Genomic DNA, 24977 nt, shown 5'->3' on the forward strand with positions numbered 1-24977 from the left:
GCGGTCGGTCGACTCGAGCATGCCGACTGCGGCGACGACTGCAAACAGCTGTTTTTACTGGATGAAATCATCGACCGAGGAACGCGGCGCCGCCGGCTCCCGGCGCGTCACGGTCACGAGTCCCGCGTCGCCGTCGACCCGCACGAGGTCGCCCGTGCGGATGAGCTCCACGGGATCCCCATCGAGCTCCACGACCGTCGGCACGCGGGTCACGATCGCCCCGAGCACCGCCTTCGTCGTCAGCACGCTGAACACCATCGCCGCCGGAGCCGTGCCGAGCAGCCGGGTGCTCTGGAAGAACCCCGACCAGCCGGACGAGCCCTTCGCGCCCGGGAAGACCAGCACCCTGCCCGTGAAGCGGACGCCGTGCAGCTCGTGTCGTGGCTCGATGACCGTTCCCGTCGCCACGTCGATGCCGCCGAAGCCGGAGATCGGCTCGCGGGTGACGAGCGCCTCGGCCTCGACCACGCCGGGCACGATGCCCCGCCCCCGCAGCAGGATCACGCGAGCCCGCCCCGCCAGCGGCCGGTCACCGCGGCGTCCACGCACTCCTCGAGCGTGCCGAACCACGCCTCGATGCCGAGGATCGCCGGCAGGTAGTGCGCCTGCTTCGCGGAGTCGGTCGCGAACACGCGCGTGCCGGCCGGCGCGGCCTTCGACATCGCGGGGCAGGAGTCGGTCAGCACCCGACCGCCCGCTGCCTCGATGGCGCGCGTGTACCCGTTGCGGTCCGCCATCGTCCGCAGCGCGCGCGGCGTCATCACCCACAGCTCGCCCCGGATCCGGCGCCCCTCGAGCAGCTGCGCGATCCGGGCGACCTGGTCGAGCGACGCATGCGGGCATCCCAGCAGCACGAAGTCGACGTCCGTGCTCGTCCCCTGCGCGTTGAGCGTCTCGTACACCCAGCGCCGCTCGGCCTCGCCGTACGGGATCGCCTCGGGCGCGGGCCGCCCGCCGAACGCCGCGTCGAGCGTCGGCGCCTCGGGGGTGAGCCCGGGGATATGGAACAGCTCCACGCCGCCGGAGGTCGCCGTCGCCGCGCCGAAGTGCTTGAGGTCGGCCAGGTCCGGCTGACCGACGGCGCCCGTGATCGCCGGCCGCGCCTCCTGCACCGCCTCGCCCACGTAGTAGCCGAACATCCCCCACTCCTGGAAGGAGTCGACCGGCACCCCGGCGTCGACGACGTGCGTCGCGAACCGGTTCTCGGGCACGTGGTTGCCCCAGTACGGGATCTTCCCCGTGAGGCCCGCGGCGCCCGTGGACGCCGCGCCCTCGCAGTTCGTGCGGGCCCCCAGCACCGAGTTGCAGTACACGACGGCCGAGGACTCCATCCACGCGCAGTGCTCGTTCCGCACCGGGAGGTTGCCGACCTGGTACGGCGTGCAGGTGGCGAGGATGTTCACCCCGCGCTCCGAGAAGTACGACTCCGCGTCGTCCTGCAGCTGGATGAGCTGCGGCGGGTACGACGTCAGCCCCGCGGCGTCGTCCCCGAAGCCGTGCTGCAGCTGGCACATCGGGACCTTCATGCGCGGGATCTCGATGTCGCGGTCGCAGTCCAGGTTGATGACGGCGTACGCCTTGGCCCAGCCGCCCTCCGCCACGAGCCGCGCCTTCGCGGGCGACGGCTGAGTCATGGTCCCCGCGACGTTGCGCGTGTCGACGAGCCGCTCGGCCCCCAGCGCGTCGCCGTAGCGGATGAGCAGGTCCATCGCGGCCGCGACCGCCTCGCCGTCCGCGCCGTCGCGCATCCGGAGCTCGTCGTCGGTGAGCAGCATGGGCGATCCCGGCTCCTCAGCCGCCGATCCGGCTGTCCGAATACGGGGTGTCGCGCGGAGGGTTGAGCGTGAACACCTCGACGATCGCCGAGACGCCCGCGTTGTCGGCGCCCGCCACGACGATCTGCACGGACGTGGGGTGGCTGAGCACGCTCACCAGGTCGGGGTCCGCCGAGGAGCTCGCGGTGTCCGGGGTGGAGTCCGGGTGGCTCGAGGGCAGGCGCCAGCGGCTCCTGTTCGACAGCGCGTCCTTGCCCACCGCGGCGAGCTCCGCGCGGGAGCGCGTGGCGTGCGCGAAGACGAAGTCGCGGAGGTCGTCCTTGCTCCAGCCGGCCCGCGCGAACACCTCCGCGTGCTCGGGCACGAGCACGAGCAGCGCGCTCGTGTACTCGTGGATGAGCGAGCCCGTGCGCCGGATCGTGTCGGCGAAGTCGAGCGCCAGCTGCGCGGGATCCATCGTGTGACGCGCCTCGATGTGCACGACCGAGCGGATGACGAACGCGGTCACGACGCTCTCGTCCGCCGCGTGCCCGTGCTCGACGTGCAGGGGCGCCCAGGGGCTCTGCTCCTCGTTCTCGCCGATCACCGCGGTGTACTTCGCGGGAGTGCCCTGCGTCGCCTGGTCCAGCTTGTGCGGGTGGAGGCCGAACACGTTGATGCACGCGAGGCGGATCGCGCGGCCGATCGTCGCGTTCGCCCGGAAGCCGGACCCGAAGATGTTGCCCGCGCTGTTGAGCTCGATCTCGCCGCGGATGGGGCCGTTGACCACGAGGAACGGCGCCGTGCCGGTCGTCGACTGCCAGATGCCGCGGCGCGGGTGCGGCTCCTTCGCGATCGCCTCCCACGCGGCCACGACGACCGGGAAGTACTCGGGCCGGCAGCCCGCGAGCGCCGCGTTGATCGCGGCGCTGCGCACAGTGAGGCTGCGGTTGAGGTGCGTCATGGTGAACAGCACCTCCTCCGGATCCCGTTCGACCGTCGCGAGGAACGCGGCCAGCGACGACTCCGTCACGGGCACGACGGGCAGCCCGTCCGTCCAGCCCTGCGCCCAGTAGTACTCGAGCACGTCGCGGATCTCCCCCGCGTCGACCCGGGGGGCCTCCGGCGCCTGCGTCTGGGTCAGGGTCATCTCATCGCTCCTCTTCCCTCCCCGTCGGGGGAAACGCAATGGACTATCGCACGCGGCGTCCGCGAGCCGCGCCCGCCGATTTCACTGGTCGAAAACCTTCCTCGCGCCGCTCGCCCGCCGCGGCAGGATACGAATGCCCGAGACCGCCACCGGCAAGGAAGCACAGATGGCAGAACCACAGACGTCCCCCGCGCTGGACGCGCCGCGCCTCTTCACGACGATCGACGAGGTCGGCGACGCCGCGGGCGCCGAGTTCGGCCCCTCGACCTGGCGCGCGATCCCGCAGGACGACATCGACCTGTACGCCCGGCTCTCGGGCGACGACAACCCGATCCACGTCGACGAGGCGGCCGCCGCCGCATCGCCGTTCGGCGGCCGCATCGCCCACGGCATGCTCACCCTCAGCATGGTCGTGCCGCATCTGCGCGAGATCTACCGCGTCTCCGGCACCTCGACCGGCATCGTCTACGGATTCAACCGCATCCGCTTCCCGCAGGCCGTGCCGTCCGGCTCCCGCATCCGCGTGCGCGGCACCGTCGCGGACGTGACGGCGGTCGACGGCGGCTGGCAGGTCGCGCTCGCGCTCACGTTCGAGCTCGAGGGCGCCGCGAAGCCCGCCGTGGTCGCGGAGCTCGTCCTGAGGCACTACCGATGAGCCGCCTGGGTCTCGACGGCCGCGTCGTCATCGTCACGGGCGCGGGACGCAGCCTCGGCCGCGCGTACGCGCTCGCGCTCGCCGCGGGCGGCGCCGCCGTCGTCGTGAACGACCTCGACGGCGCGAGCGCCGACGCCGTCGTGGCCGAGATCGCCGAGGCGGGCGGATCCGCCATCGCCTCGGTGGGACCCGTCGGGCCGACCGAGACCGCCGAGAGGCTCGTGGCCGATGCGGTCGCCCGCTTCGGCCGCGTCGACGGGCTCGTGGCGAACGCCGGCGTGCTGCGCGATCGCGTCCTGTGGAAGATGTCGGACGACGACTTCGATCTCGTCGTGTCCACGCATCTGCGCGGCGCCTTCACGACCGGGCGCGCCGTGGCGCGCCGCCTGCGGGAGCAGGGCACGGGCGGACGGATCATCGTGATCGGCTCGCCCGCGGGCCAGTTCGGCAGCTTCGGGCAGTCCAACTACGCGGCTGTGAAGGCCGGTCTCGTCGCCATGGCGCGGACGTGGTCGCTGGAGCTGGCACGGGACGGCATCACCGCGAACGCCGTCATCCCGACCGCGCTGTCGCCGATGACCGCGACCATCCCGGAGTACGCCGAGCTGTACGAGCGGTTCCTCGCGGGCGAGGCGATCCCCCGCGAGATCCGCCGGGACCGGGCGCTCGGCAGCCCCGAGGACGTCGCCCCGCTGATCGTGTGGCTCGCCTCGGACGCCTCCCGCGACGTCACGGGCCAGGCGCTGGGCATCGGCGGGGATCGCCTGACGCTCTATGCGCACCCCGCCGTCCTGGACACCGCGTACGCGGACGGCGGCTGGACGCCCGAGGGGATCGACGCGGCGTGGCGCTCGCAGTTCGCGTCGCAGGCGCAGCCGTCCGGGCCGCCGTCGCGGCCGGCTGCGGCGGAGCGGGTGGCACGATGAGCGCGCCGCACTACAGCGATCTGTGGCAGGGCATCGCGCGCCGGGTCCCGGACCGCATCGCGATCATCACGCGGGACGACCGCGTCACGTGGGGCCGGTTCGCCGCGGAGTCCGGCGCGCTGTCCCGTCACCTGAGGGAGGGATCCGGCCTCGCCGTCGGGGACGCGGCCGCGACGCTGCTGTACAACCGCCCGGAGTACCTCGCCTTCACGTGGGCCTGCCTCTCGATCGGGGTCGCCCCCGTCGCCCTCAACTACCGCTACACGGCCGCCGAGGTCCGCGCGCTGCTGGTCGACTCGGACGCGAAGGTGCTCGTCGCGCCGACGTCGTTCGCCGACATCGCCGTGCCGGCCCTCGAGGGGCTCGACGTCGAGCTCGTCACGGTCGACGACGGCGGCCCGCCGGTGCCCGGGGCGATCCGATACGAGGACATCGTCGCGGCGGGCGGATCCCTGCCCGAGTCCGCGCCTCGCGGCGCCGACCTCCGGCTGTACACCGGGGGCACGACCGGGGCGCCCAAGGCGGTCGTGTGGGACATGGACACGCTCCTGGAGGCGCGGCGGCAGTCCACGTGGGGCATCATCGACGTCGTCCCGCCGGAGAGCCTGGACGAGGCCGTCGCCATCGCGATCGACCCCGCCACGCCGCGCGTCGTCACCCTGCCGATGAGCCCCCTGCTGCACGGCACGGCGCAGTCCACGACCATGGGGACGCTCGCGCTCGGCGGCACGGTCGTGCTGCACGCGCGGCCGCGCATGGACATCGACGAGGTCTGCCGCCTCCTCGGCGAGCACCGGGTCACGCGCATCGTGGTGGCCGGCGACGTCCTCGCCCTCCCGCTCGCCGAGGCGGCCGAGCGGGGCGCGGGCCTGCCGCACGTGAAGTGGATCCTCAGCTCCGGCATGCGGTTCAGCGACGACGTCAAGCACCGGCTCCACCGGCTCGGCGACCTCACGATCGTCGACATGCTCGCGTCGAGCGAGGGCGGGCCGTTCGCGTTCGGGATCACGCGCTCGGCGGACGACCTGCCCGCCCGGCTCGCGCTCACGCCGGGCGCCGTGCTGCTCGACGAGGAGTTCGAGGAGATCTCGATCGCTCCCGGCGCCCTCGGCATCCTCGGCTTCCGGGGCATCCTGCCGCGCGGCTACTACGGCGACCCGGAGAAGACCGCTCGCACGTTCCTCGAGATCCGCGGGCACCGCTACGTGGTCCCCGGCGACTGGGCCCGCGCCCGCGGCGACGGGACGGTCGAGCTGCTCGGCCGCCTGAGCGCCGTCGTCAACACCGGGGGCGAGAAGGTGTTCCCCGCCGAGGTCGAGGAGGTGCTGCTGGAGCATCCGGACATCGCCGACGCGGTCGTGTTCGGCCTGCCGGATCCGCGGTTCGGCGAGGTCGTGTGCGCCACGGTCGTGCCCGCGCCCGGCCGCGAACTCGACATCGCGGCGATCCTGGAGGTCGTCGGCGAGCGGCTCGCGGGGTTCAAGAAGCCACGGCACGTGTTCGTGCGCGACTCGCTCGAGCGCTCGGCGACCGGCAAGGTGGAGCTGGCGCGCGTGAAGGACGACGCGCGCCGGGAGCTCGAGACGGCGGCCGCCCGATGAGCCTCGACCTCGCCTCGATGCGCGCGATCGACGTGCACGTCCATGTGCAGATCGACTCCGACGGGCGGCCCGCGTCTCCCACGGCCCTCACGCAGGCGCTCGCGACCTACTTCAAGAGCGCCGAGCCGCCTCGCACGGTCGACGAGACGGCCGCGTACTACCGCGAGCGCGGGCTCGCGGCCGTCGTCTTCACGGTCGACGCCACGACCAACCTCGGGCACGCCCCGAACAGCATCGACGACCTCATCGCGGGCGCCCGGCGCAACGACGACGTCCTGATCCCGTTCGGCAGCGTCGATCCGCTGCAGGGCGAGGCGGCGGTCGAGGAGGCGCGTCGGCAGGCCGCGCTGGGCGCCCGCGGGTTCAAGTTCCACCCCACGGTGCAGAACTTCGACCCGTCCGATCCCGCCCACGCCCCGCTGTTCGCCGCGATCGAGGAGCTCGCGCTGCCGATCATCGTGCACACGGGTCAGACCGGCGCCGGGGCGGGGCTGCCCGGCGGCTGGGGCTTCCGGCTGTCGCTGTCCAACCCGATGCTGCTGGACGACGTCGCGGCGCGGCATCCCGACCTGCAGATCGTCATGGCCCATCCGAGCGTGCCCTGGCAGGACGAGGCGCTGTCGGTCGCCACCCACAAGGCGAACGTCTGGATCGATCTGTCCGGCTGGTCGGCGAAGTACTTCTCCGCCGGGCTCGTGCGCGCCGCGCGGACCTATCTCAACGGCAAGATGCTGTTCGGCTCGGACCTGCCCGCTCTCACCCCGGACCGATGGCTGCGCGACTTCGGGGAGCTCGGCTTCCCGGACGAGGCGGTGGGCGCGATCCTGAAGGACAACGCGGTGCGGCTGCTGGGTCTGAGCGGATGAGCGGTCCGCCGGCCGATCCGCTCGGCTACTACGACGAGCTGCTGACCGCGGCCGAGCGGACCAAGCTCGCGGCCCTCCGCGCCTACCTCGACGAGCACGCCCGGCCCCACCTCCCCCTGTGGTGGGAGCGCGGCGAGTCGCCCGCCCACCTCCGGGCGGGTCTCGCGGCGCTGGGGTTGGAGGACGACCCGGAGCTCGCGGGGGACGACGGCCGTCCGAGCGCGGCGTACGAGGGGTTCAAGCACTTCGAGTTCCAGCGCTTCGATGCGTCGATCGCCACGCTGTATCACGGGCAGGTCGGGATGTTCCGGACGGCCGTGCGCGCCGGCGGCTCGCCCGAGCAGGTGGCGCGACTGGATCCCCTCATCGCGTCGTTCGCGCTCACGGGCTGCTTCGCCCTCACGGAGCCGGACCACGGCTCGGATGTCGCGCGGGGCCTCGCCACGACCGCGCGCCGAGACGGCGACGACTGGATCATCGACGGCCGCAAGCGCTGGATCGGGAACGCCGCGATCTCGGACGTGCTGCTCGTGGTCGCGAAGGACACCTCCGACGGACGGGCGAAGGCGTTCCTCGTGCCGCGGGAGACCACGGGCGTGAGCGTGGAGGACATCTGCGGCAAGATCGCGCTGCGGATGGTGCGCAACGGCGACATCACGCTGCAGGGCGTGCGCGTCGCCGAATCGGACCGGCTCGCGCGCATCGAATCGTTCGCCGACGTCTCCGCGATCCTCGCGAAGCTCCGATACGTGGTCGGCTGGAACGCCGCCGGCATGCAGACCGGCGCATACGAGTCCGCCCTCGCCTACGCGCTCGGGCGCGAGCAGTTCGGGCGCGCGATCGCGGGCTTCCAGCTCATCCAGGAGAAGCTCGCGCGCATGCTCGGCAATGCGAGCGCGACGCTGTCCCTCGCCGTGCGGCTCACCGAGCTGCACCGGCGCGGCGAGCTGAGCCACAGCGCCGCAGCACTCGCGAAGACGTGGGCCGCGGATCGGGTGCGGGAGACCGTCGCGCTCGGCCGGGAGATCGCCGGCGCCGAGGGCATCCGGGTCGACAACGACCTGGCGCGCTACTTCTGCGACGCGGAGGCCGTGTACACGTACGAGGGCACCCACGAGATCAACTCGCTCATCGTCGGGCGGGCGATCACCGGTCTCAGCGCGTTCACACGCTAGACGCCCGTCCGTCGCCGGGGTCGCCGAATCCCGCCGCGAGGAGCGCCCGGGAGATGGACGTGGCGGTGAGCTGGACGAGGTGCACCACGCTCTTGACGGGCGTGTCCCTCTGCGTCAGCGCGAGCGAGAGGGCCGCGATGACGGATCCGTCGGCACCGCGGACGGGGGCCGCGACGCTGATGTGCGACAGATCCACCTGGCGGTCGCTCACCGCGTACCCCGTGCGGCGGATGTCCGCCAGCACGCGTTCGAGCGTCGCGGGGTCGGTGTAGGTGTTCGGGGTGTAGGCGGGGAGCTCCGCCGACAGCACCGCATCCTGCACGTCGCGCGGGGCATGGGCGAGCAGCACCTGCCCGATCGCCGTGACGTGCAGCTGGTAGCGGCTGCCGATGACCGGCCGACGGACCACGCGACGCGGGTTCTGGAACCGCTCGATCGAGACGAGTTCCACGCCCTCCCGGATCGCCAGGTGGGTCGCGTATCCGGTCGTCTCGTAGAGATCGAGGAGATAGGGGCGCGCGAGGCGCTGCAGGCCGACCGAGCGCGGCGCACGGGAGGCGACCTCCCACAGCCGCAGCCCGACGCGATAGCGGTTCTCGCCGTCGCGTTCGAGGGCTCCCCACTCCACGAGGCGCTGCACGATCCGGTAGCACGTCGCGATCGGCAGCCCGCTGTGCCGGGAGATGTCCGAGAGCGCCTGGCGCGATCGGTTCCCCTGGAACGTCCCGAGGATGGTCAGCGCGCGGTCCACCACCGATCGGGTTCCCGCTTCCCGGTCTTCCGCCTGCGACAGCACTGTCGTCATGGCGGCCAGGCTACTCCGCGAATGTACGCAGGGGAATCACCTCGCACGCTCTGCGTGCAGATTCCTTCGGAGACGAGGAGGGCCGCCCCGGAGATCCGGGACGGCCTTCCTCGCAGCGGAGCGCGTCAGTCGCGCGTGAGCTTGCGGTGCGTCGTGCGGTGCGGCCGGGCCGCATCCGGACCCAGGCGGTCGACCTTGTTCGCCTCGTACGCCTCGAAGTTGCCCTCGAACCAGTACCACTGCGCCGGGTTCTCGTCCGTGCCCTCGTACGCCAGGATGTGCGTCGCGATGCGGTCGAGGAACCACCGGTCGTGCGTGATGACCACGGCGCAGCCCGGGAAGTCGAGCAGCGCGTTCTCGAGCGACGACAGCGTCTCGACGTCGAGGTCGTTGGTCGGCTCGTCGAGGAGCAGCAGGTTGCCGCCCTCCTTGAGCGTGAGCGCGAGGTTCAGGCGGTTGCGCTCGCCGCCCGACAGCACGCCGGCCTTCTTCTGCTGGTCCGGGCCCTTGAAGCCGAACTTCGACACGTAGGCGCGTGAGGGGATCTCGGTCTTGCCCACCGTGATGATGTCGAGGCCGTCCGAGACGACCTCCCACAGCGTCTTGTTCGGGTCGATGTTGGCGCGCGTCTGGTCGACGTAGCTGATCTTGACCGTCTCGCCGATCTTCAGCTCGCCGCCGTCGAGCGGCTCGATGCCGACGATCGTCTTGAACAGCGTGGTCTTTCCGACGCCGTTCGGGCCGATGATGCCGACGATGCCGTTCGGGGGCAGGTTGAAGCTGAGGTTCTCGATCAGCGTGCGGCCGTCGAAGCCCTTCTGGAGCTTCTTCGCGTCGATCACGATGCTGCCCAGGCGCGGGCCCGCCGGGATCTGGATCTCCTCGAAGTCCAGCTTCCGCGTCCGCTCCGCCTCCGCCGCCATCTCCTCGTAGCGCGCCAGGCGCGCCTTCGACTTCGTCTGGCGGCCCTTGGCGCTCGAGCGGACCCACTCGAGCTCGTCCTTCAGGCGCTTGGCGAGCTTGGCGTCCTTCTTGCCCTGCACATCGAGGCGCTCGGCCTTCTTCTCGAGGTAGGTCGAGTAGTTGCCCTCGTACGGGTACAGGCGGCCGCGGTCGACCTCGGCGATCCACTCCGCGACGTGGTCGAGGAAGTACCGGTCGTGGGTGACGGCGATGACCGCGCCCTTGTAGGCCTGCAGGTGCTGCTCGAGCCAGAGCACGCTCTCGGCGTCGAGGTGGTTGGTGGGCTCGTCGAGGAGCAGCAGGTCGGGCTTCTGCAGCAGCAGCTTGGCGAGGGCGACGCGGCGCTTCTCACCACCGGACAGCGGACCGATCTGGGCGTCGCCCGGGGGCGTGCGCAGCGCGTCCATGGCCTGCTCGAGCTGGGAGTCGAGATCCCAGCCGTCGGCCGCGTCGATCTCCTCCTGGAGGGTCCCCATCTCGGCGAGCAGCGCGTCGAAGTCGGCGTCGGGCTCGGCCATCAGCGCTGAGATCTCGTTGAAGCGGTCGACCTTCGCCTTGATGGCGATGCCGTCCTGGATGTTCTCCAGCACGGTCTTGGACTCGTCGAGCTCGGGCTCCTGCATCAGGATGCCGACGCTGAAGCCGGGCGTGAGCTTGGCCTCGCCGTTCGACGGCTGGTCGAGACCCGCCATGATCTTGAGGATCGTCGACTTTCCGGCGCCGTTCGGGCCGACCATGCCGATCTTCGCGCCGGGCAGGAACGCCATGGTGACGTCGTCGAGGATGAGCTTGTCGCCCACCGACTTGCGGGCGCGCACCATTGAGTAGATGTATTCAGCCATTTGGCTCCCAGTCTAGGGCGCGCGGGCCGGAATACAGGGGGCCGCCCGGCGGAGGCCCCCGGTGCTACCAGTCGATGGGACGCGTGGCGCCGAGCAGGCAGACGGTGTCGCCCTGCAGCGCCGGGAGCACCCGCGTGACGGCCTCGCCGATGTCGGGACCGACCTGCCCGACGAGGCACTGCTCGCCCCAGCGCACCGAGAACTGGATCGATTCCGCGGGGTTGCCGACCGTCGACTGGTCCTGGGTGACCTGCATGGCCGCCTTGTCGAAGCCGCCGGCGACGAGCGCGTCGATGTACGCGCGCCCCTGCGCGCGCTGCTCGGAGGCCCAGACCTCCTCGGTGATCGCCGCGAAGTACGGCAGGTTGTCGTCCGCGGTGCCGTCCGGCACGAGCGCGGGCTCCGGCGAGGCGGTGGGCGTCGCCGTCGGCGTGGGGTCGGTCGCGGCCGGGGTCGTCGGAGCCGGCGCGGGATCCGGTGTGGTGGCGACGCATCCGGTCAGCGCCACGGCCGCGGTCGCGCCGATGAGGAGGGCCACGACGCGCAGGCGCGGGGATCGCGGGTCGCGTCGCAGGCTCACCCGCCCGAGTCTACGGGGCGCCTCGGCGCGATCCGGGTCGTCTCGCCGCTCCTCAGAACGGGGCCTCGACCGTGGCGAGGTCGCGCAGCGCCCGGGGCTCGGCGTCCGCCGACGACGACACCCCGGATCCCCAGTCCTGCACCGGTGTCGGCTCGTCGGCGGCGGCGTCCGCGCCCGGCGTCGACCACGCGTCTGCGCTTCCGTCCGGCGGCGTGTCGTCCTGCGCCTGCGGGGCGCGCGTCGCGCTGCGCTGGAAGGTGCTCGTGCCGAACAGCAGGTCGTGGCCGAGCGCGTCGGCGTCGATCTCGGCCTCCATGCCCTTCCGCCCGTCGCTCTCCCATGCGCGCAATCGCAGCCGGCCGGTCACGACGACCCGCTCCCCCTTCTGCAACGACTTCGCGGCGTTGTCGGCGAGCGTGCGGTACGCCGACACGCTGTACCAGTTGGTGGGGCCGTCCACCCACGCGCTGGTCTCCCGGTCGTACTTCCGCGTCCCGCTCGCGACGCGGAAACGGGTCACGGGGATGCCGCTCGGCAGCGCCTTGTGCTCGGGCGCCGTGGCGATGTTCCCTGTGATCGTGATGATGTCGGTCATGGTCGTCCTCTCTCGCTCGCCGGTGATCCGGCCGGCCGCTCTTCGGCCTCGAGACGACTGTGACGCGTGCGGGACCCCGAGAACGCGGATCGCCCCCATCCGGGAGGGATGAGAGCGATCCGGTCGGCTGTGGACGAGCCTGCCGTCAGGCGACGTACTCCGCGAAGCGGGCGCGCACCTTGTTCACCTTCGGCACGGCGACCGCCAGGCAGTAGCCCTGGTGGGGGTTCTTCGCGAAGAAGTCCTGGTGGTAGTCCTCGGCGTCGTAGTACTCGCGCAGCGGCTCCATCGTCGTGACGACCGCGCCCTCGGTCTCGCCGATCGGCGCGTCCCAGATGTCCGCCGCACGCTCGCGGGCCTGCTCGAACAGCTCGCGCTGCGCGTCGTCCGCGGGGAACATGGCCGAGCGGTACTGCGTGCCGGTGTCCGCCCCCTGGTGGTTGAGCTGGCGCGGGTCGTGCATGGTGAAGAACGCGTCCAGGATGACGTCAGCCGGGATCACCTCGGGGTCGAAGGTGACCTTGACGGCCTCGGCGTGGCCTGTGGCGCCGGTGCAGACCTGCTCGTAGGTCGGGTGCGGGGCGATTCCGCCCGTGTAGCCCGACACGACGCTCTCGACACCTCGCAGGGCGCGGTACGCCGCGTCGAGGCACCAGAAGCAGCCGCCGGCCAGAACGTAGGTCTCCATGTCGTGCTCCTCTCGCCGCTTCCGCGGCATGGCTCAACGCTACGCGGCCCCGGGGGTGCGGGCCGCGTCGCGGCGATGTCGGTGGCCCCTCGTAGCGTCGGGTGCGGAGAGGAGCCCACATCATGCACGACACCGCACATCCCGCCGTCGTTCCCGAGATCCCCGTCGCCGCGCCGCCGATCCGGGGACGCGAGACGCTGGTCCGCGCCGGCGGCGCGCTCTGGCGCGTGGTGGCGCGCGACGGCAGGGTCATCGGCCACCTCCGCGTGCTCGAGAACCCGCTCGGGATGCGCTTCCGCGCCGAGCGCCTGCACCTGGCGACGGGCCGTTTCCTGGAGGTCGGCGAGTTCTGGTCGGCGGATGAGGCCGTCGCGAGCCTGCGGGGTTGACGACCTCAGACCACCGCGTCGAGCGGGACCGTCTCCCCCGTCTCGAAGCGCATGTCGGCCACGTCGTGCCACGCGTCGACCAGCAGCGCGGCGGCGCGCTCCAGGACGGGCGCGGGTGCGGTGAACGGCACGCGGATGTGCCGCTCGTGTCCGCCGCCGACCGAGAACCGAGGTCCGGCCGAGAGCAGCAGGCCCCGACGGCGCGCCGCGAGCGTGAGCGCCGAGCTCTTCGGCGCCCCGATCCCCATCCAGAGGGCGACGCCTCCCGGCACCTCCGGCACGTCCCACTCCGGCACCTCGCGGCGCAGCACGCCCACCACGGTATCGCGCCCGGCGCGCAGCAGCGCCGAGCGCTGCGCGAGGATCTCCGGCATCGCGGGCATCAGCCGCTCGGCGACCGCCTGCTCGAACTCGGGCGTGCCGAGATCGGTCGCCGGCCGCGCCGCGGTCAGCCGGCGGATCATGTCGACGTCGGCGCGCACCCACCCGATCCGTAGCCCGCCCCACACCGTCTTCCCGAGCGACCCGAGCGTCACGACCCCGTCGCCGCCCGTCGCCGCCGCGAACGGCACCGGAGAGATCACGCGGTCGACGCCCAGCTCCGCCGTCGTCTCGTCGACGATCACGAGCGCGCCGACCGAGCGCGCGAGATCCGCGATCCGCACCCGCGTCTCGAGCGACATCGACTCGCCGGTGGGGTTGTGGAAGTCGGGCATGAGATACAGCGCGCTGGGGCGCGAGCGCAGGATGGCGTGCTCGGCGCGCTCCAGATCCCAGCCGGCCCCGCCGACCACCGGCACGCCCACGAGTCGCGCACCCTGCCGTGCGAACGCCTCGGCAGCGTGAGGGTAGGTGGGCGTCTCGAGCAGGACGCGGTCGCCGCGCGCGACCAGCAGCGTCGCGAGCAGCGAGATCGCGCTCTGCGCGCCGTTCGTGATCATGATCTGCGACGGATCCGTCGGCAGGCCGCGCTCGGCGTATCGTCGCGCGATCGCCTCGCGCAGCCCGCGTCGCCCGGAGACGTCGTAGCCCGCGCGCGCCACGACCGAGGGCGCATCCATGGCCGCCTCGGCGTACACGGCGGCGAGGCCGGGCCAGGCGGCGGGGCTGGCCTGCTGCAGGTCGATCGACTGCTCGTCGCCAGCCACGCGTCCGAGGTCCCGGCGACCGAGCGGGCGCGTGATGCTGCCCGAGCCGCGGACGCTCTCGATGTGACCCGAGGCGCGCAGGCTGCGGTACGCGGCCGCGACGGTCGTGCGGCTCAGGCCGAGTCGTGCCGCGAGCTCGCGCTCGGCCGGCAGCGCGGTGCGCGGCGCGATCCGGTTGTCCAGGCAGAGGAGCCGGATCGCGTCCGCCAGCGCCTCGTACGCCGGCTCGCGCGTGCGCCACGGTCCGAGGAGCACGTCGAGCGCGCGAGCAGAGAGTCGGGAGTCCACCATGGAGCCACTCTAGCCATATTGGACTCTTGGTCACAGTCCAATTCCGGTGTGGACTTCTCGCATGATCCACCTCGTCACCGTGCTCGCCGCGATCGGACTGCTCAGCTGCCTCGCCATCGGCGCGACGGTGCGCGAGGTGGTCCGCGACGGATACCGCGCGATCCCCACGGATCCACGCCGCGCACCCCGCCGCTCCCCCGGCACCGAAGACCGATCGCAGATGCGTCGCCGCGTCATCCAGCTGCTGCTCGGCCTGCCGCTCTTCGGCGTCGGCACGGCGCTGACGGTCGAGGCCGGCCTCGGCCTCGACCCATGGACGGTGCTCGCGCAGGGGATCTCGCTGCACACCGGGATCGGCGTCGGATGGGTCACGAACCTGCTCGGCGTGCTCGTGCTGCTCGCCTGGATCCCGCTGCGCCAGAAGCCGGGGCTCGGCACCGTGCTGAACATCCTGATCGTCGGCACGGCGCTGCAGGTCGCCCTGGACGCCCTGCCGCCCATGGAGGGCGTGTGGTGGCGGATCGCCGGGCTCCTCGGCGGCATCGTGCTCGTCGGGCTCGCTTCGGGTCTCTACATCGGAGCGCAGTTCGGGACCGGGCCGCGCGACGGACTCATGACCGGGCTGCATCGTCGGCTCGGCTGGCCCGTCTGGGGAGCGCGCGCCACCGTGGAGCTCACCGTGCTCGCGCTGGGCTGGCTGCTCGGCGGCACGGTCGGCTGGGGCACGCTCGCCTTCGCCGTCCTGATCGGGCCATGCGTCGACCTCGCGCTGCGCCTGCTCGACACGCGCAGGCCCGCGCCGTCGCCGACGGGGCCGATGACGGCGACCGCCTGAGTCAGTGCTGCCGGAACTCCGGCCGCTCCGACCCGGGCTTCAGGTGCGACACCAGCGCGTTCTTCGCGATCTCGAGGCCGTCGTACTGTCCCAGCGGCGCGTCCGCTCCCGCCATCGTCACGGCGTACACGCCGTCCTCGACCTCGCGGACCGTCCCGACCGCGCCGGCCGGCCCGTAGGCCACGTACAGGCGCCGTGTGTGCGTCGTCGTCATCGTCGACTCCTTCCGTCCGCCTCGCACGCTACGCCCGGCATCCACCGCCGGGAAGGCCTTGACAGGGGGCTGATCGCGGGTCCCCGACGATGTCGGAGGTATGTTCTAATGTCCGACTCATGGTGATATCCAGAGAGCGCAGGTACGAGTTGCAGGACCTGCACCGACAACGGAACTTCCACCGCGTCATCGAGTATCTGAGGGAGCACCCGTGCGTCGACTGCGGCGAGTCCGACCTCGTCGTGTTGGATTTCGACCATCTTCCCGGCGCGGACAAGCATTTCGACGTCGCGCGAGCGGTGACAGGGTCCACGAGAGCCTGGGGGACGATCAAGGCCGAGATCGACAAGTGCGAAGTGGTGTGCGCGAACTGCCATCGACGACGCACCGCCAAGCGAGCAAGCCATCGCAAGCACCTTCTGGGAGAAGGCGTCGAGATACCTCCGCCTCCACCGGCCTCCCGATTCTTCGTGCCACACGGCGGCGGTACGAAAGGGCGCCGCGGCTGCGCATGCGAGCTGTGTGCAGACAGGCGCCGGCAGTACGCGCGCGAGTTGCGCGCCGCCAAGGGCGACCGCACAGCGCCCAACGCAGGGCACGAAGGGCAGGCGGAGTAATCTGGACCGAGACCCCCAATAGCTCAGCTGGACAGAGCATTGGACTTCTAATCCAACGGTCGTAGGTTCGAATCCTACTTGGGGGACATTCCGCTGGTCGGACCGTGTCCTCGCCCGTCGTTAGGCTGGAGGGCATGGTAGGCGCCTCCGAGAACGACCGGCTCGTCTGGATCGACTGCGAGATGACGGGCCTCGACCTCACGGTCGACGAGCTGGTCGAGATCGCGATCGTCGTGACCGACTTCGAGCTGCGGATCCTCGACCCGGGATTCCAGGTCGTCATCAAGCCGTCGCAGGCCGCGCGGGATCACATGGGCGAGTTCGTCACCGAGATGCACCGCAAGTCCGGTCTGCTCGAGGAGCTGGACGGCGGCGTCTCGCTCGAGGAGGCGCAGCGGCTGTCGCTCGAGTACATCCGCCGGTTCGCGCCCCAGGTGCGCAAGGCTCCGCTGGCCGGTAACACGATCGGCACCGACCGGATGTTCCTCGCCAAGTACATGCCCGAGGTCGACACCCACCTGCATTACCGCAGCGTGGACGTGTCGAGCGTGAAGGAGCTGTCGCGCCGCTGGTTCCCCCGGGCGTACATCCACGCTCCGGCGAAGGACGGCGGGCACCGTGCGCTCGCCGACATCCTCGAATCGATCCGCGAACTCGAGTACTACCGTCGCGCCGTGTTCGTCGCCGAACCCGGCCCCACGAGCGACGCGGCGCGCGCCATCGCGTCCTCGGTCGTGTCGTCGTTCACCGCGGAAGTGTGACAGAATGAAGAGGTTGTCCCCGAGCGATCGGGGGCCACGGTGGCTGTAGCTCAGCTGGTAGAGCACCGCGTTGTGGTCGCGGGGGTCGCGGGTTCAAGCCCCGTCAGCCACCCCAATGAATCCGCCGGGTGATCCGATGATCGACATGGACGCCGAAGCGTTCGAGCGGCTCGTGATCGACGAGCTCGATCGCCTTCCCGACGACATGGTGGACGGGCTGGACAACGTCGTGTTCGTCGTCGAGGATCGGCCGGAAGACGGATCGCTCGATCTGCTCGGCCTGTACGACGGGCTCGCGCTGACCGAGCGCGACCGCTACGGACTCGGCGAGCTGCCGGACCGAATCATCCTGTATCGGGACCCGCATCTCGCCCAGTGCGAGACGGAGGACGACCTGCGCGACGAGATCCACACGACCCTGGTGCACGAGATCGCCCACTTCTACGGGATCGACGACGAGCGCCTGCACGAGCTGGGATGGGCATGAGCACCGCGATCCCCGACCTCGACGAGGCCGCCCGGCTCGACGAGCGCATCGACCCCGACGTCCCGTGGCAGACCGTCGTGTGGAACGATCCGGTGAACCTGATGAGCTATGTCGTGCGCGTCTTCCGCGAGTACTTCGGCTATAGCCTCGACCGCGCGACCGAGCTGATGCTCGCCGTGCACAACGACGGCCACGCGATCGTCGCCGAGGGTGCGCGCGAGCAGATGGAGCTGCACGCCCAGGCGATGCACGACTACGGCCTGTGGGCCACGGTCCGGAGGGCATCCGCATGACCGACCGCGCCGTCCTGCTCGCCCTCACTCGCATCGAGGCCGTGCACCTCGCCGACCTCGTGCGCCAGTTCGCCGAGCTCGTCGACGGCACCCCAGCGACACCGGATCCCGCGATCGAGCGCCTCACGCCCGACGTGTATCCGGAGGATCCGGATGCCTCGCGCGAGTTCCGTGCCGTCACCCGCGCCGACCTGCTGCGCCGCCGCGCGCAGGACGCGCGCGTCGTGCTCGACGGCCTCGCCGGCATCGACCAGGCGGGCGACGACCTCGCGCCCGTGGAGGTGTCGCTGGCGGCGGAGCAGGTCGAGGCGTGGCTGCGCACGCTCGCCGCCGTGCGCCTCGTGATCGCCAGCCGCCTCGGCATCGTCGACGAGGACGAAGACCGGGCCGGCCCGGACGAGGATCCTCGCTACGGCGTCTACGAATGGCTCGGGTATCGCCTGGAGGGCCTCGTGCAGGCCGCCGAGCGGGATCTCTAGGGCAGGTCGAAGACGAGATCCGCGAGCCCCCGCGGATCGTGCGCGGCGATGTGGGATTCCTCCTGCGCCGCCCAGCGCTGCCAGTGCGGCGCGTATGTATCGCCGTCACGCTCGAGCGCGCGGGCACGCCGGGACTCCCGCGGCGCATCCACCCACACCGCGAGCTGCACGAGCGGGCGCGCCGCGGGAGTGAGCGCGCCCGATCCCTCGACGATGAGCGGACGCTGGGGTGCCACGACGTGCTCCTCGGCGAAGGCCTGGACGTCCCAGTCGAACCGGCGCCAGCGCGCCGCGATCCCGGCCGCGTGCGGCGCGAGAAGCCACTCGCGCGTCAGCCGCGTCCCCTCGGCCAAGCCGTCCCATCCCGGGTAGAACGAGTCGAGGGCCACGAGCTGAGGCTCCTCCCCCATCCGGGGCCAGTCTGCGGCGAGCCGCCGCGCGAGCGTGGTCTTGCCGCCGCCGCTGCGGCCGTCGATCACGAGGGCAGGCGCCACGATGTCGAGACGCGCGACGGCAGCCGCCAGCGACGCGGCCGCGGCGTCGAGTGCTTCGGCGAACGGATCCGGCGCGCTACTTCTTGAGGGCACGGACGATGCGCGCGAGCGCTCTGCCGGCCACCCACACGAAGGGGATGGCGACGGCCAGCAGCGAGACCAGGTTCGGCTCGAACGTCAGGGTGTCGCCGCGGCGCACGTACGCGCCGAGCGGCACGGTGAATCCGCCGCCGCCGCCGCCCTCGCCGCCGGAGGGCTCGGATCCACCGCCGAAGCCACTCCAGGTCGCGGCGACGGGGATGATGCGCACGCCGTCGACCTCCTGCTGCTCGCCATAGGCGCTGTTGACGCCGACGCTCGCGGAGATCTTGCCGAGTTCGAGTGCGATGTTGGGCATGCGACCACCGTACCCACGATCGCTCGCGCCCGTCAGTCCGAATCCGCCGGCGGACGCGGGTGCGACGGCAGGTGCCGGCTCTCGGCGCGGCCGAGGAACGCCGCGCGCGTCACGGCGCCCTTGCCGAAGCGCGCGAGGGCGTCGTCGAGCGTGCCCTCGACGCGCTTCCAGTCCTGATCGTCGTCCCACAGCGCGACGCCACCGGATCCGGCGGGACGCAGGCGCTCCGCGCGCACGCCGATCAGGCGCACCGGCAGGCGCAGGTCGACGCCGGCGAGCAGTTCGCGCGAGGCCTCGCCGATCCGCTGCCCGACGGCGGACGGATCCGGCAGCGTCGCGGAGCGCGTGATGGTCGAGAAGTCGGAGAAGCGCACCTTGATGGCCACGCCGGCGGCCTCGAACCCCGCGCGTCGCAGGCGCACGGCGACGCGGTCGGACAGCCGCAGCAGCTCGGCGCGCAGCAGCTCGACGTCCGCGACGTCGGTCTCGAACGTCTCCTCGTGCCCGATGCTCTTCTCGGCGCGGGTCGTCTCCACCTCGCGCGCGTCGATGCCGCGGGCGAGCTGGGCGAGCCGCTCGGCGCCCGCGGGCCCGACGATGCGCTCGAGCACGTGCGGCGGCGTCTGCCGCACGTCGCCGATGGTGCGGATCGCGCGGGACTCCAGCGCCTCGGCGGCCATCGGGCCGACGCCCCAGATCGCGCGCACGGGCTTCGGGTCGAGGAACTCCTGCGTGCGGTCGCCGGGGACGATCAGCAGGCCGTCGGGCTTGGACATCGTCGACGCCATCTTCGCGACGTGCTTCGTGGCGGCCACGCCCACGCTCGCGGTTATGCCCACCTCCGCCGCGATGCGCTCGCGGATCAGCCGGGCGATCCGGCCGGGGCTCCCCCACAGCCGGCGCGCGCCGCGCACATCCAGGAACGCCTCGTCGATCGACAGCGGCTCGACCAGGGGCGTGAAGCTGCGGAACACGTCCATGACCTGCGCCGACACCGCCTGGTAGCGGTCGAAGTGCGGCAGCACCACGATCGCCTGCGGGCACAGCCGAAGCGCGTGCGCCATGGGCATCGCCGACCGAACGCCGAACCGGCGCGCCTCGTACGACGCGCTGGACACCACGGACCGCCCCTCCGGCGCGCCGATCACGATCGGCCTGCCCCTCAGCGACGGATCGTCGAGCACCTCCACCGACGCGTAGAACGCGTCCATGTCTACGTGCAGGATGCCCGTGCCCGAGTCGTCCGCGTCGGCGGGCGACACGATGCGCCCCGACCCGTCCGCTCGTCCCATGGATCCATTCTCCCAGGGGCGTCGGACATCCTCTTCAGAACACGTCCTCTCGGCGACGACATGCGAGATCTGCCCAGATCAGACGTGTCCTCGGGGAGAGGACGTGTTGTCAGAATCAGTCGAACGCGGGGTCATCCAGGAGGCCCGAGGCGATCACGCGCAGGGAGACGACACGCGTCGCGGCCTCCTCGAGACGCGCGGGCTCCAGCTCGCCCGACTCGGCGGCCGCCTCGATGCCGTCCGCCATGGCTCCGGCGGTGCCGGCATCCGCGCCGGCGACCATCAGCGCCATGTCGGCGCCGGCCGAGATCGCGTCGACGGCGTTGCGGACCGGATCCGCGTACCGCGCGTCGCCCGACGACAGCAGCATCCCGAGATCGTCCGTGATCGCGACACCCCGGAAGTGGAGGTCGTGCCGCAGGATCCGGTACCACGCGGGCGACAGCGAGGCCGGCGCGTCGTCGACGTCGGTGAAGCGCAGGTGCCCGGACATCACGAGCTCGGCGCCCGCCGCGATCCCCGCCTCGAACGGCGGCGCATGCTCCGCGCGCCACTCGCCCAGCGGCATCGAGGTCTCCGGGATCGCGCTGTGCGAGTCGCCGGCCGCCGCGCCGTGGCCCGGGAAGTGCTTGAGGGTCGAGAACGCGTGCGTCCGCTCGCCCTCGACCGCCGCCGCGACGCGCTCGGCCGCCGCATCCGGGTCGCCGCCGAGCGTGCGCGGGCGGATGAACCCGCTCGTGCGCGTGCCGACGTCCGCGACCACGCCGAAGTTGGTGCTGATGCCGGCCTCGCGCAGCAGCCGGCCCCGCTCGTCGAACGCCGCCTCGGCCGCGCCCGGCGCCCGGCCCTGCAGCTCGGCCCCCGCGGGCCCGTCGTCCCACGGCAGACGCGTGACGGTGCCGCCCTCCTCGTCCACCGCCACGAGCGGCGGCAGGGCTCCGTCGGCGCCGTCGAGCGCGTCGGTCACGCGGCGCAGCTCGCGCTCGCTCTCCGGCACGTTCGAGCCCATCAGGATGAAGCCGCCCAGGCGCGCGTCGCCCACATACGAGCCGAGCGCGCGCGGATCCGTCCCTCCGATGTTGCCCATCACGACCGCCGACGCGCGCTCGGCCGTGGACATGCCGTCGACGATCTCCGTCGCGACCGCGGCCGCCACGGCATCGCGGGACGCGGGCGCCGCCATGCCACGCGCGGGCGCCGCGGTCGCCGGCTCCACAGCCGTCGCCGCAGGCGAGGCGGACACGACGGCGCCGCACAGGAGAGGGCCGGCCAGCGCGGCGAAGAGCCACGCGGACCGGCCTCGGTCACCGCGGAACATCACGACTGCCCGGCACGCTCCAGGATCAGCTCGCGCACGCGGGCGGCGTCCGCCTGGCCCTTCATGGCCTTCATGACGGCGCCGATCACGGCGCCCGCGGCCTGCACCTTGCCTTCGCGGATCTTCTCGAGCACGTCGGGCTGCGCCGCGAGGGCCTCGTCGATCGCGGCGATCAGGGCGCCGTCGTCCGACACGACGGCGAGGCCGCGCGCATCCACGACGTCCTGCGGCGTGCCCTCGCCCGCGATGACGCCCTCGAGCACCTGGCGGGCGAGCTTGTCCGTCAGGGTGCCGGCGTCGATGAGCGCCTGCAGGGCCGCGACGTTCTCGGGCGACACCAGCTCGGCGGGCTCGCGGCCCTCGGCGTTCGCGACGCGGCTTATCTCGCCCGTCCACCACTTGCGCGCGGCGCCCGGGGTCGCGCCCGCGGCGATCGTCGCCTCGACCTCGGCCAGCAGGCCGCCGTTGGCGACGTCCTGGAACTCGAGATCGGTGAAGCCCCAGTCGGCCTTCAGACGGCGACGGCGCGTGGCCGGCGGCTCGGGCAGCGCGGCGCGCAGCTCCTCGATCAGCTCGAGGCTGGGCTCGACCGGAAGCAGGTCGGGCTCCGGGAAGTACCGGTAGTCGTCGGCGTCCGACTTCGGACGGCCGGGCGAGGTCGTGCCGGTGTCCTCGTGCCAGTGACGCGTCTCCTGGATGATCGCGCCGCCGTCGGCGAGGATCTGCGCCTGGCGCTGGATCTCGTACCGCACGGCGCGCTCCACGGAGCGCATCGAGTTGACGTTCTTGGTCTCCGTGCGGGTGCCGAGCGTGGAGGCACCGCGCGGGCGCAGCGACACGTTGGCGTCGCAGCGCAGGTTGCCGCGCTCCATCCGCGCCTCGGAGATCCCCAGTCCGATCACGATGTCGCGGATGGTGGCGAGGTACGCCTTGGCCACCTCGGGCGCGCGGTGCTCGGTGCCGAAGACCGGCTTGGTGACGATCTCGACCAGCGGCACGCCCGCCCGGTTGTAGTCGACCAGCGAGTACTCCGCGCCCTGGATGCGGCCCGTGGCGCCGCCGACGTGCGTGAGCTTGCCGGCGTCCTCCTCCATGTGCGCGCGCTCGATCGGGATGGTGATGATCTCGCCGTCGGTGAGCTCGACCTCCACCTGGCCCTCGAACGCGATGGGCTCGTCGTACTGGCTGATCTGGTAGTTCTTGCCGAGATCCGGGTAGAAGTAGTTCTTCCGCGCGAACCGGCTCGACGGCGCGATGGAGCAGCCGAGCGCGAGGCCCAGGCTGATCGAGGAGCGGATCGCCTCCGCGTTCACGGTGGGCATCGAGCCGGGAAGCCCCATGTCGACCGGCGCGACCAGCGTGTTCGGCTCGGCGTCGTGATTGTCCTCGTGGGCGGGGTTGGCCGCCGGCGAGAACATCTTGGTCCGCGTGTTGAGTTCGACGTGCACCTCGAGCCCGATCACGGGCTCGAACAGCTCGAGCGCCTTGTCGAAGTCCATCAGCTTCGCGGTCGCCATCAGCGGGCCGCTCCCTTCAGCTCCGGTGCGCGATCCAGGATCGATCCGCCCCACTCGTCGACGAGCAGCGCCTCGAGCGCGGCGCCGACGCGGTACAGACGCGCGTCCTCGCGGGCGGGCGCCAGGAACTGGATGCCCACCGGCAGCCCGTCCTCGACAGCGAGGCCCGAGGGCACCGAGATGCCGGGCACGCCGGCCAGGTTCGCCGGGATGGTCGTCAGGTCGTTGAGGTACATCGACAGCGGATCGTCGATCTTCTCGCCGAGCTTGAACGCCGTGGTCGGCGCGGACGGCGTGGCGATGACGTCGACCGACGCGAACGCCTCGTCGAAGTCGCGCTGGATGAGCGTGCGCACCTTCTGCGCGCTGCCGTAGTACGCGTCGTAGTAGCCGGCCGACAGCGCGTAGGTGCCGAGGATGATGCGGCGCTTCACCTCGGGTCCGAAGCCCGCGTCGCGCGTGGCCGACATGACGTCCTCGACCGTGCCGCCGGGCACGTCCAGGCGCATCCCGAACCGCACGGAGTCGAACTTCGCGAGGTTGCTCGACGCCTCCGCCGGGAGGATCAGGTAATAGGCCGCCACGGCGTACTCGAAGTGGGGCGCGCTGATCTCGACGATCTCGGCGCCCTGCGCCTCGAGCTTCGCGAGCGCGTCGCGGAACGACGACGCCACGCCCGGCTGGAAACCGCTGTCCGGCAGCTCCTTCACGACGCCGACCTTGAGGCCCTTGAGCACGTCGCCGCGCGCGCCCTCGCGGGCGGCCTCGGCGAACGACGGCCACGCCTCCGGGATCGACGTCGCGTCGTGGATGTCGTGTCCCGCGACGACGTCGTGCAGCAGACCCGCGTCGAGCACGGTGCGCGTCACGGGGCCGACCTGGTCGAGGCTCGAGGCGAGTGCGATCGCGCCGTAGCGGCTGACGCCGCCGTACGTCGGCTTGACGCCGACCGTGCCGGTCACGTGCGCGGGCTGGCGGATGGATCCGCCGGTGTCCGATCCGAGGGCGAGCGGCGCCTCGAAGGCGGCCACGGCCGCGGCGGAGCCGCCGCCCGAGCCGCCGGGGATGCGGTCGAGGTCCCAGGGGTTGCGCGTGGGCCCGTACGCCGAGTGCTCGGTCGAGGAGCCCATCGCGAACTCGTCCATGTTGGTCTTCCCGAGCGGCACGAGGTCGGCGGCCCGGGAGCGCGCCACGACCGTCGCGTCGAAGGGCGACATGTAGCCCTCGAGGATCTTCGATCCGGACGTGGAGGGCATGTCGGTCGTGACGAGCACGTCCTTGATCGCGAGCGGCACGCCCGCGACCGGTCCGAGCTGCTCGCCCGCCGCGCGGCGGCGGTCGACGTCGGCCGCGACGTCGAGCGCGCGGTCGGAGACGTGCAGGAACGCGTGGACGTCGCCGTCGACGGCGGCGATGCGGTCGAGGTGGGCCTGGGTGGCCTCGACGCTCGAGATCTCGCGCGACGCGAGCTTGGCGGCGAGGTCGGCGGCGCTCAGGCGCGTGAGATCGGTCACTGCTCCTCCCCCAGGATCGCGGTCACGCGGAAGCGCGAGCCGTCGGCGTCCGGCGCGTTCTGCAGGGCCTGCGCCGTCGTCAGCGTCTCGGCGACCTCGTCGGGCCGGTAGACGTTCCGCATCGGGATCGGGTGGCTCGTCGCGGGGACGTCGGGAGTGGCCACCTGCGCGACCTTGGCGATGTTGTCGACGATCGCGTCGAGCTCTCCGGTCAGGCGGGTCACCTCCTCGTCGCTCAGCTGGATCCGGGCGAGCACACCGAGATGGCGCACGACATCGGGGGTGATTTCAGACACCGTACGAGTCTACGTGGTGGCGCCTGCGCTCCTCC

The 24977-nt window shown here is 72.0% G+C and carries 28 protein-coding genes and 2 tRNA genes; 13 read left to right on the forward strand and 17 right to left on the reverse strand.

Annotated features, from left to right (window positions below):
• Window positions 1-54: 54 nt before the first annotated feature.
• From AAD528_RS02250 to AAD528_RS02260, 3 genes are read right to left on the reverse strand one after another with little or no spacing between them, the layout of a single operon-like run.
• Complete coding sequence (locus tag AAD528_RS02250) at window positions 55-504, reverse strand: aconitase X swivel domain-containing protein (RefSeq protein ID WP_345750401.1); 450 nt, start codon at window positions 502-504, stop codon at window positions 55-57.
• Complete coding sequence (locus tag AAD528_RS02255) at window positions 501-1775, reverse strand: aconitase X (RefSeq protein ID WP_345750402.1); 1275 nt, start codon at window positions 1773-1775, stop codon at window positions 501-503. The genes AAD528_RS02250 and AAD528_RS02255 overlap by 4 nt, the downstream gene beginning before the upstream one ends.
• 16 nt (window positions 1776-1791) lie before the next feature.
• Window positions 1792-2904, reverse strand: coding sequence for a hypothetical protein (locus AAD528_RS02260; RefSeq protein ID WP_345750403.1), 1113 nt, complete (start codon window positions 2902-2904; stop codon window positions 1792-1794).
• A gap of 133 nt (window positions 2905-3037) precedes the next feature.
• Here AAD528_RS02260 and AAD528_RS02265 point away from each other — a divergent pair, with 133 nt between their 5' ends.
• Genes AAD528_RS02265 through AAD528_RS02285 form a run of 5 tightly spaced genes read left to right on the forward strand, consistent with a single transcriptional unit; the run spans window position 3038 to window position 8127 of the window.
• Window positions 3038-3559, forward strand: a complete 522-nt coding sequence (locus tag AAD528_RS02265) for a MaoC family dehydratase (RefSeq protein ID WP_345750404.1) — start codon at window positions 3038-3040, stop codon at window positions 3557-3559.
• A complete protein-coding gene (locus AAD528_RS02270) occupies window positions 3556-4485 on the forward strand; it encodes an SDR family NAD(P)-dependent oxidoreductase (protein ID WP_345750405.1) in 930 nt (309 codons plus the stop codon). Before AAD528_RS02265 ends, AAD528_RS02270 begins: the two co-directional genes overlap by 4 nt.
• Window positions 4482-6086, forward strand: coding sequence for an AMP-binding protein (locus AAD528_RS02275; protein WP_345750406.1), 1605 nt, complete (start codon window positions 4482-4484; stop codon window positions 6084-6086). Before AAD528_RS02270 ends, AAD528_RS02275 begins: the two co-directional genes overlap by 4 nt.
• Window positions 6083-6952: an amidohydrolase family protein gene (locus tag AAD528_RS02280; RefSeq protein WP_345750407.1), complete on the forward strand. Its 870-nt coding sequence runs from the start codon at window positions 6083-6085 to the stop codon at window positions 6950-6952. Before AAD528_RS02275 ends, AAD528_RS02280 begins: the two co-directional genes overlap by 4 nt.
• Window positions 6949-8127 carry an acyl-CoA dehydrogenase family protein gene (locus AAD528_RS02285; RefSeq protein ID WP_345750408.1) on the forward strand — a complete coding sequence of 393 codons (1179 nt, stop codon included), beginning with the start codon at window positions 6949-6951 and terminating at the stop codon, window positions 8125-8127. The genes AAD528_RS02280 and AAD528_RS02285 overlap by 4 nt, the downstream gene beginning before the upstream one ends.
• On the opposite strand, the gene AAD528_RS02290 is transcribed toward AAD528_RS02285, so the two are convergent.
• The 5 genes from AAD528_RS02290 to msrA form a co-directional block, all read right to left on the reverse strand.
• A complete protein-coding gene (locus AAD528_RS02290) occupies window positions 8117-8932 on the reverse strand; it encodes an IclR family transcriptional regulator (protein ID WP_345750409.1) in 816 nt (271 codons plus the stop codon). The genes AAD528_RS02285 and AAD528_RS02290 overlap by 11 nt on opposite strands.
• 125 nt (window positions 8933-9057) lie before the next feature.
• Window positions 9058-10737: an energy-dependent translational throttle protein EttA gene (ettA, locus tag AAD528_RS02295; protein WP_345750410.1), complete on the reverse strand. Its 1680-nt coding sequence runs from the start codon at window positions 10735-10737 to the stop codon at window positions 9058-9060.
• A gap of 64 nt (window positions 10738-10801) precedes the next feature.
• On the reverse strand, window positions 10802-11317 hold the full coding sequence (locus AAD528_RS02300) for a DUF6993 domain-containing protein (protein ID WP_345750411.1): 516 nt from the start codon (window positions 11315-11317) through the stop codon (window positions 10802-10804).
• Window positions 11318-11369: 52 nt separating this feature from the next.
• Window positions 11370-11912 carry a single-stranded DNA-binding protein gene (locus tag AAD528_RS02305; RefSeq protein WP_345750412.1) on the reverse strand — a complete coding sequence of 181 codons (543 nt, stop codon included), beginning with the start codon at window positions 11910-11912 and terminating at the stop codon, window positions 11370-11372.
• A 145-nt stretch (window positions 11913-12057) separates the two neighbouring features.
• Complete coding sequence (gene msrA / locus AAD528_RS02310; protein WP_345750413.1) at window positions 12058-12600, reverse strand: peptide-methionine (S)-S-oxide reductase MsrA; 543 nt, start codon at window positions 12598-12600, stop codon at window positions 12058-12060.
• Window positions 12601-12722: 122 nt separating this feature from the next.
• Between msrA and AAD528_RS02315 the strand changes: the two genes are divergently transcribed.
• Window positions 12723-12989 carry a hypothetical protein gene (locus AAD528_RS02315; protein WP_345750414.1) on the forward strand — a complete coding sequence of 89 codons (267 nt, stop codon included), beginning with the start codon at window positions 12723-12725 and terminating at the stop codon, window positions 12987-12989.
• A gap of 5 nt (window positions 12990-12994) precedes the next feature.
• Here AAD528_RS02315 and yczR read toward each other — a convergent pair whose 3' ends face one another.
• Window positions 12995-14428, reverse strand: coding sequence for a MocR-like transcription factor YczR (gene yczR / locus AAD528_RS02320; protein ID WP_345750415.1), 1434 nt, complete (start codon window positions 14426-14428; stop codon window positions 12995-12997).
• 61 nt (window positions 14429-14489) lie between these two features.
• Here yczR and yczE point away from each other — a divergent pair, with 61 nt between their 5' ends.
• Window positions 14490-15263 carry a membrane protein YczE gene (gene yczE / locus AAD528_RS02325; RefSeq protein ID WP_345750416.1) on the forward strand — a complete coding sequence of 258 codons (774 nt, stop codon included), beginning with the start codon at window positions 14490-14492 and terminating at the stop codon, window positions 15261-15263.
• Window position 15264: 1 nt separating this feature from the next.
• Here the strand turns inward: yczE and AAD528_RS02330 are convergent, their stop codons facing one another.
• The gene (locus AAD528_RS02330) at window positions 15265-15477 is read right to left on the reverse strand and encodes a methyltransferase (RefSeq protein ID WP_345750417.1); all 213 of its coding nucleotides are present in this window, start codon (window positions 15475-15477) and stop codon (window positions 15265-15267) included.
• A 629-nt stretch (window positions 15478-16106) separates the two neighbouring features.
• Here AAD528_RS02330 and AAD528_RS02335 point away from each other — a divergent pair.
• From AAD528_RS02335 to AAD528_RS02360, 6 genes are all read left to right on the forward strand, one after another.
• Window positions 16107-16180: transfer RNA gene (locus AAD528_RS02335), tRNA-Arg, on the forward strand.
• Between the two features lie 48 nt (window positions 16181-16228).
• Entirely contained in the window at window positions 16229-16855 is a 627-nt protein-coding gene (orn, locus tag AAD528_RS02340; RefSeq protein ID WP_345750418.1) for an oligoribonuclease, read from the forward strand.
• A 39-nt stretch (window positions 16856-16894) separates the two neighbouring features.
• Window positions 16895-16970 (forward strand) — tRNA-His (locus AAD528_RS02345).
• A 21-nt stretch (window positions 16971-16991) separates the two neighbouring features.
• On the forward strand, window positions 16992-17342 hold the full coding sequence (locus AAD528_RS02350; protein ID WP_345750419.1) for a metallopeptidase family protein: 351 nt from the start codon (window positions 16992-16994) through the stop codon (window positions 17340-17342).
• A complete protein-coding gene (gene clpS, locus AAD528_RS02355; protein WP_375339564.1) occupies window positions 17333-17635 on the forward strand; it encodes an ATP-dependent Clp protease adapter ClpS in 303 nt (100 codons plus the stop codon). The genes AAD528_RS02350 and clpS overlap by 10 nt, the downstream gene beginning before the upstream one ends.
• On the forward strand, window positions 17632-18114 hold the full coding sequence (locus tag AAD528_RS02360; protein WP_345750421.1) for a DUF2017 family protein: 483 nt from the start codon (window positions 17632-17634) through the stop codon (window positions 18112-18114). Before clpS ends, AAD528_RS02360 begins: the two co-directional genes overlap by 4 nt.
• Here AAD528_RS02360 and AAD528_RS02365 read toward each other — a convergent pair.
• The 7 genes from AAD528_RS02365 to gatC form a co-directional block, all read right to left on the reverse strand.
• The gene (locus tag AAD528_RS02365; RefSeq protein ID WP_345750422.1) at window positions 18111-18701 is read right to left on the reverse strand and encodes a nucleoside/nucleotide kinase family protein; all 591 of its coding nucleotides are present in this window, start codon (window positions 18699-18701) and stop codon (window positions 18111-18113) included. The two genes, AAD528_RS02360 and AAD528_RS02365, sit on opposite strands and share 4 nt — an antisense overlap.
• Entirely contained in the window at window positions 18685-19005 is a 321-nt protein-coding gene (locus AAD528_RS02370) for a hypothetical protein (protein ID WP_345750423.1), read from the reverse strand. Before AAD528_RS02370 ends, AAD528_RS02365 begins: the two co-directional genes overlap by 17 nt.
• Window positions 19006-19037: 32 nt before the next feature.
• Window positions 19038-20297: a DNA polymerase IV gene (gene dinB, locus AAD528_RS02375; protein ID WP_345750424.1), complete on the reverse strand. Its 1260-nt coding sequence runs from the start codon at window positions 20295-20297 to the stop codon at window positions 19038-19040.
• 115 nt (window positions 20298-20412) lie between these two features.
• Window positions 20413-21540 (reverse strand): glycoside hydrolase family 3 N-terminal domain-containing protein, encoded by a 1128-nt coding sequence (locus AAD528_RS02380; RefSeq protein WP_345750425.1) that lies wholly within the window; start codon window positions 21538-21540, stop codon window positions 20413-20415.
• A 74-nt stretch (window positions 21541-21614) separates the two neighbouring features.
• The gene (gatB, locus tag AAD528_RS02385; protein WP_345750426.1) at window positions 21615-23132 is read right to left on the reverse strand and encodes an Asp-tRNA(Asn)/Glu-tRNA(Gln) amidotransferase subunit GatB; all 1518 of its coding nucleotides are present in this window, start codon (window positions 23130-23132) and stop codon (window positions 21615-21617) included.
• On the reverse strand, window positions 23132-24646 hold the full coding sequence (gene gatA / locus AAD528_RS02390; RefSeq protein WP_345750427.1) for an Asp-tRNA(Asn)/Glu-tRNA(Gln) amidotransferase subunit GatA: 1515 nt from the start codon (window positions 24644-24646) through the stop codon (window positions 23132-23134). Before gatA ends, gatB begins: the two co-directional genes overlap by 1 nt.
• The gene (gene gatC / locus AAD528_RS02395; protein WP_345750428.1) at window positions 24643-24942 is read right to left on the reverse strand and encodes an Asp-tRNA(Asn)/Glu-tRNA(Gln) amidotransferase subunit GatC; all 300 of its coding nucleotides are present in this window, start codon (window positions 24940-24942) and stop codon (window positions 24643-24645) included. Before gatC ends, gatA begins: the two co-directional genes overlap by 4 nt.
• Window positions 24943-24977 lie beyond the last annotated feature (35 nt).

Source organism: Microbacterium rhizophilum (assembly GCF_039605615.1).
Lineage (GTDB): Bacteria > Actinomycetota > Actinomycetes > Actinomycetales > Microbacteriaceae > Microbacterium > Microbacterium rhizophilus.

What these genes read in the sequence shown, in the direction of transcription:
- AAD528_RS02370 (WP_345750423.1), bottom strand. Translation starts at nt 19,005, where the DNA reads ATGCCCAACATCGCACTCGAACTCGGCAAGATCTCCGCGAGCGTCGGC.
- AAD528_RS02350 (WP_345750419.1), top strand. Translation starts at nt 16,992, where the DNA reads ATGATCGACATGGACGCCGAAGCGTTCGAGCGGCTCGTGATCGACGAG.
- gatB (WP_345750426.1), bottom strand. Translation starts at nt 23,132, where the DNA reads ATGGCGACCGCGAAGCTGATGGACTTCGACAAGGCGCTCGAGCTGTTC.
- AAD528_RS02290 (WP_345750409.1), bottom strand. Translation starts at nt 8,932, where the DNA reads ATGACGACAGTGCTGTCGCAGGCGGAAGACCGGGAAGCGGGAACCCGA.
- AAD528_RS02315 (WP_345750414.1), top strand. Translation starts at nt 12,723, where the DNA reads ATGCACGACACCGCACATCCCGCCGTCGTTCCCGAGATCCCCGTCGCC.
- AAD528_RS02280 (WP_345750407.1), top strand. Translation starts at nt 6,083, where the DNA reads ATGAGCCTCGACCTCGCCTCGATGCGCGCGATCGACGTGCACGTCCAT.
- dinB (WP_345750424.1), bottom strand. Translation starts at nt 20,297, where the DNA reads ATGGGACGAGCGGACGGGTCGGGGCGCATCGTGTCGCCCGCCGACGCG.
- AAD528_RS02270 (WP_345750405.1), top strand. Translation starts at nt 3,556, where the DNA reads ATGAGCCGCCTGGGTCTCGACGGCCGCGTCGTCATCGTCACGGGCGCG.
- AAD528_RS02260 (WP_345750403.1), bottom strand. Translation starts at nt 2,904, where the DNA reads ATGACCCTGACCCAGACGCAGGCGCCGGAGGCCCCCCGGGTCGACGCG.
- AAD528_RS02255 (WP_345750402.1), bottom strand. Translation starts at nt 1,775, where the DNA reads ATGCTGCTCACCGACGACGAGCTCCGGATGCGCGACGGCGCGGACGGC.
- AAD528_RS02330 (WP_345750417.1), bottom strand. Translation starts at nt 15,477, where the DNA reads ATGACGACGACGCACACACGGCGCCTGTACGTGGCCTACGGGCCGGCC.
- yczE (WP_345750416.1), top strand. Translation starts at nt 14,490, where the DNA reads ATGATCCACCTCGTCACCGTGCTCGCCGCGATCGGACTGCTCAGCTGC.
- AAD528_RS02285 (WP_345750408.1), top strand. Translation starts at nt 6,949, where the DNA reads ATGAGCGGTCCGCCGGCCGATCCGCTCGGCTACTACGACGAGCTGCTG.
- AAD528_RS02265 (WP_345750404.1), top strand. Translation starts at nt 3,038, where the DNA reads ATGCCCGAGACCGCCACCGGCAAGGAAGCACAGATGGCAGAACCACAG.
- AAD528_RS02305 (WP_345750412.1), bottom strand. Translation starts at nt 11,912, where the DNA reads ATGACCGACATCATCACGATCACAGGGAACATCGCCACGGCGCCCGAG.
- clpS (WP_375339564.1), top strand. Translation starts at nt 17,333, where the DNA reads ATGGGCATGAGCACCGCGATCCCCGACCTCGACGAGGCCGCCCGGCTC.
- yczR (WP_345750415.1), bottom strand. Translation starts at nt 14,428, where the DNA reads ATGGTGGACTCCCGACTCTCTGCTCGCGCGCTCGACGTGCTCCTCGGA.
- msrA (WP_345750413.1), bottom strand. Translation starts at nt 12,600, where the DNA reads ATGGAGACCTACGTTCTGGCCGGCGGCTGCTTCTGGTGCCTCGACGCG.
- orn (WP_345750418.1), top strand. Translation starts at nt 16,229, where the DNA reads ATGGTAGGCGCCTCCGAGAACGACCGGCTCGTCTGGATCGACTGCGAG.
- AAD528_RS02275 (WP_345750406.1), top strand. Translation starts at nt 4,482, where the DNA reads ATGAGCGCGCCGCACTACAGCGATCTGTGGCAGGGCATCGCGCGCCGG.
- AAD528_RS02360 (WP_345750421.1), top strand. Translation starts at nt 17,632, where the DNA reads ATGACCGACCGCGCCGTCCTGCTCGCCCTCACTCGCATCGAGGCCGTG.
- ettA (WP_345750410.1), bottom strand. Translation starts at nt 10,737, where the DNA reads ATGGCTGAATACATCTACTCAATGGTGCGCGCCCGCAAGTCGGTGGGC.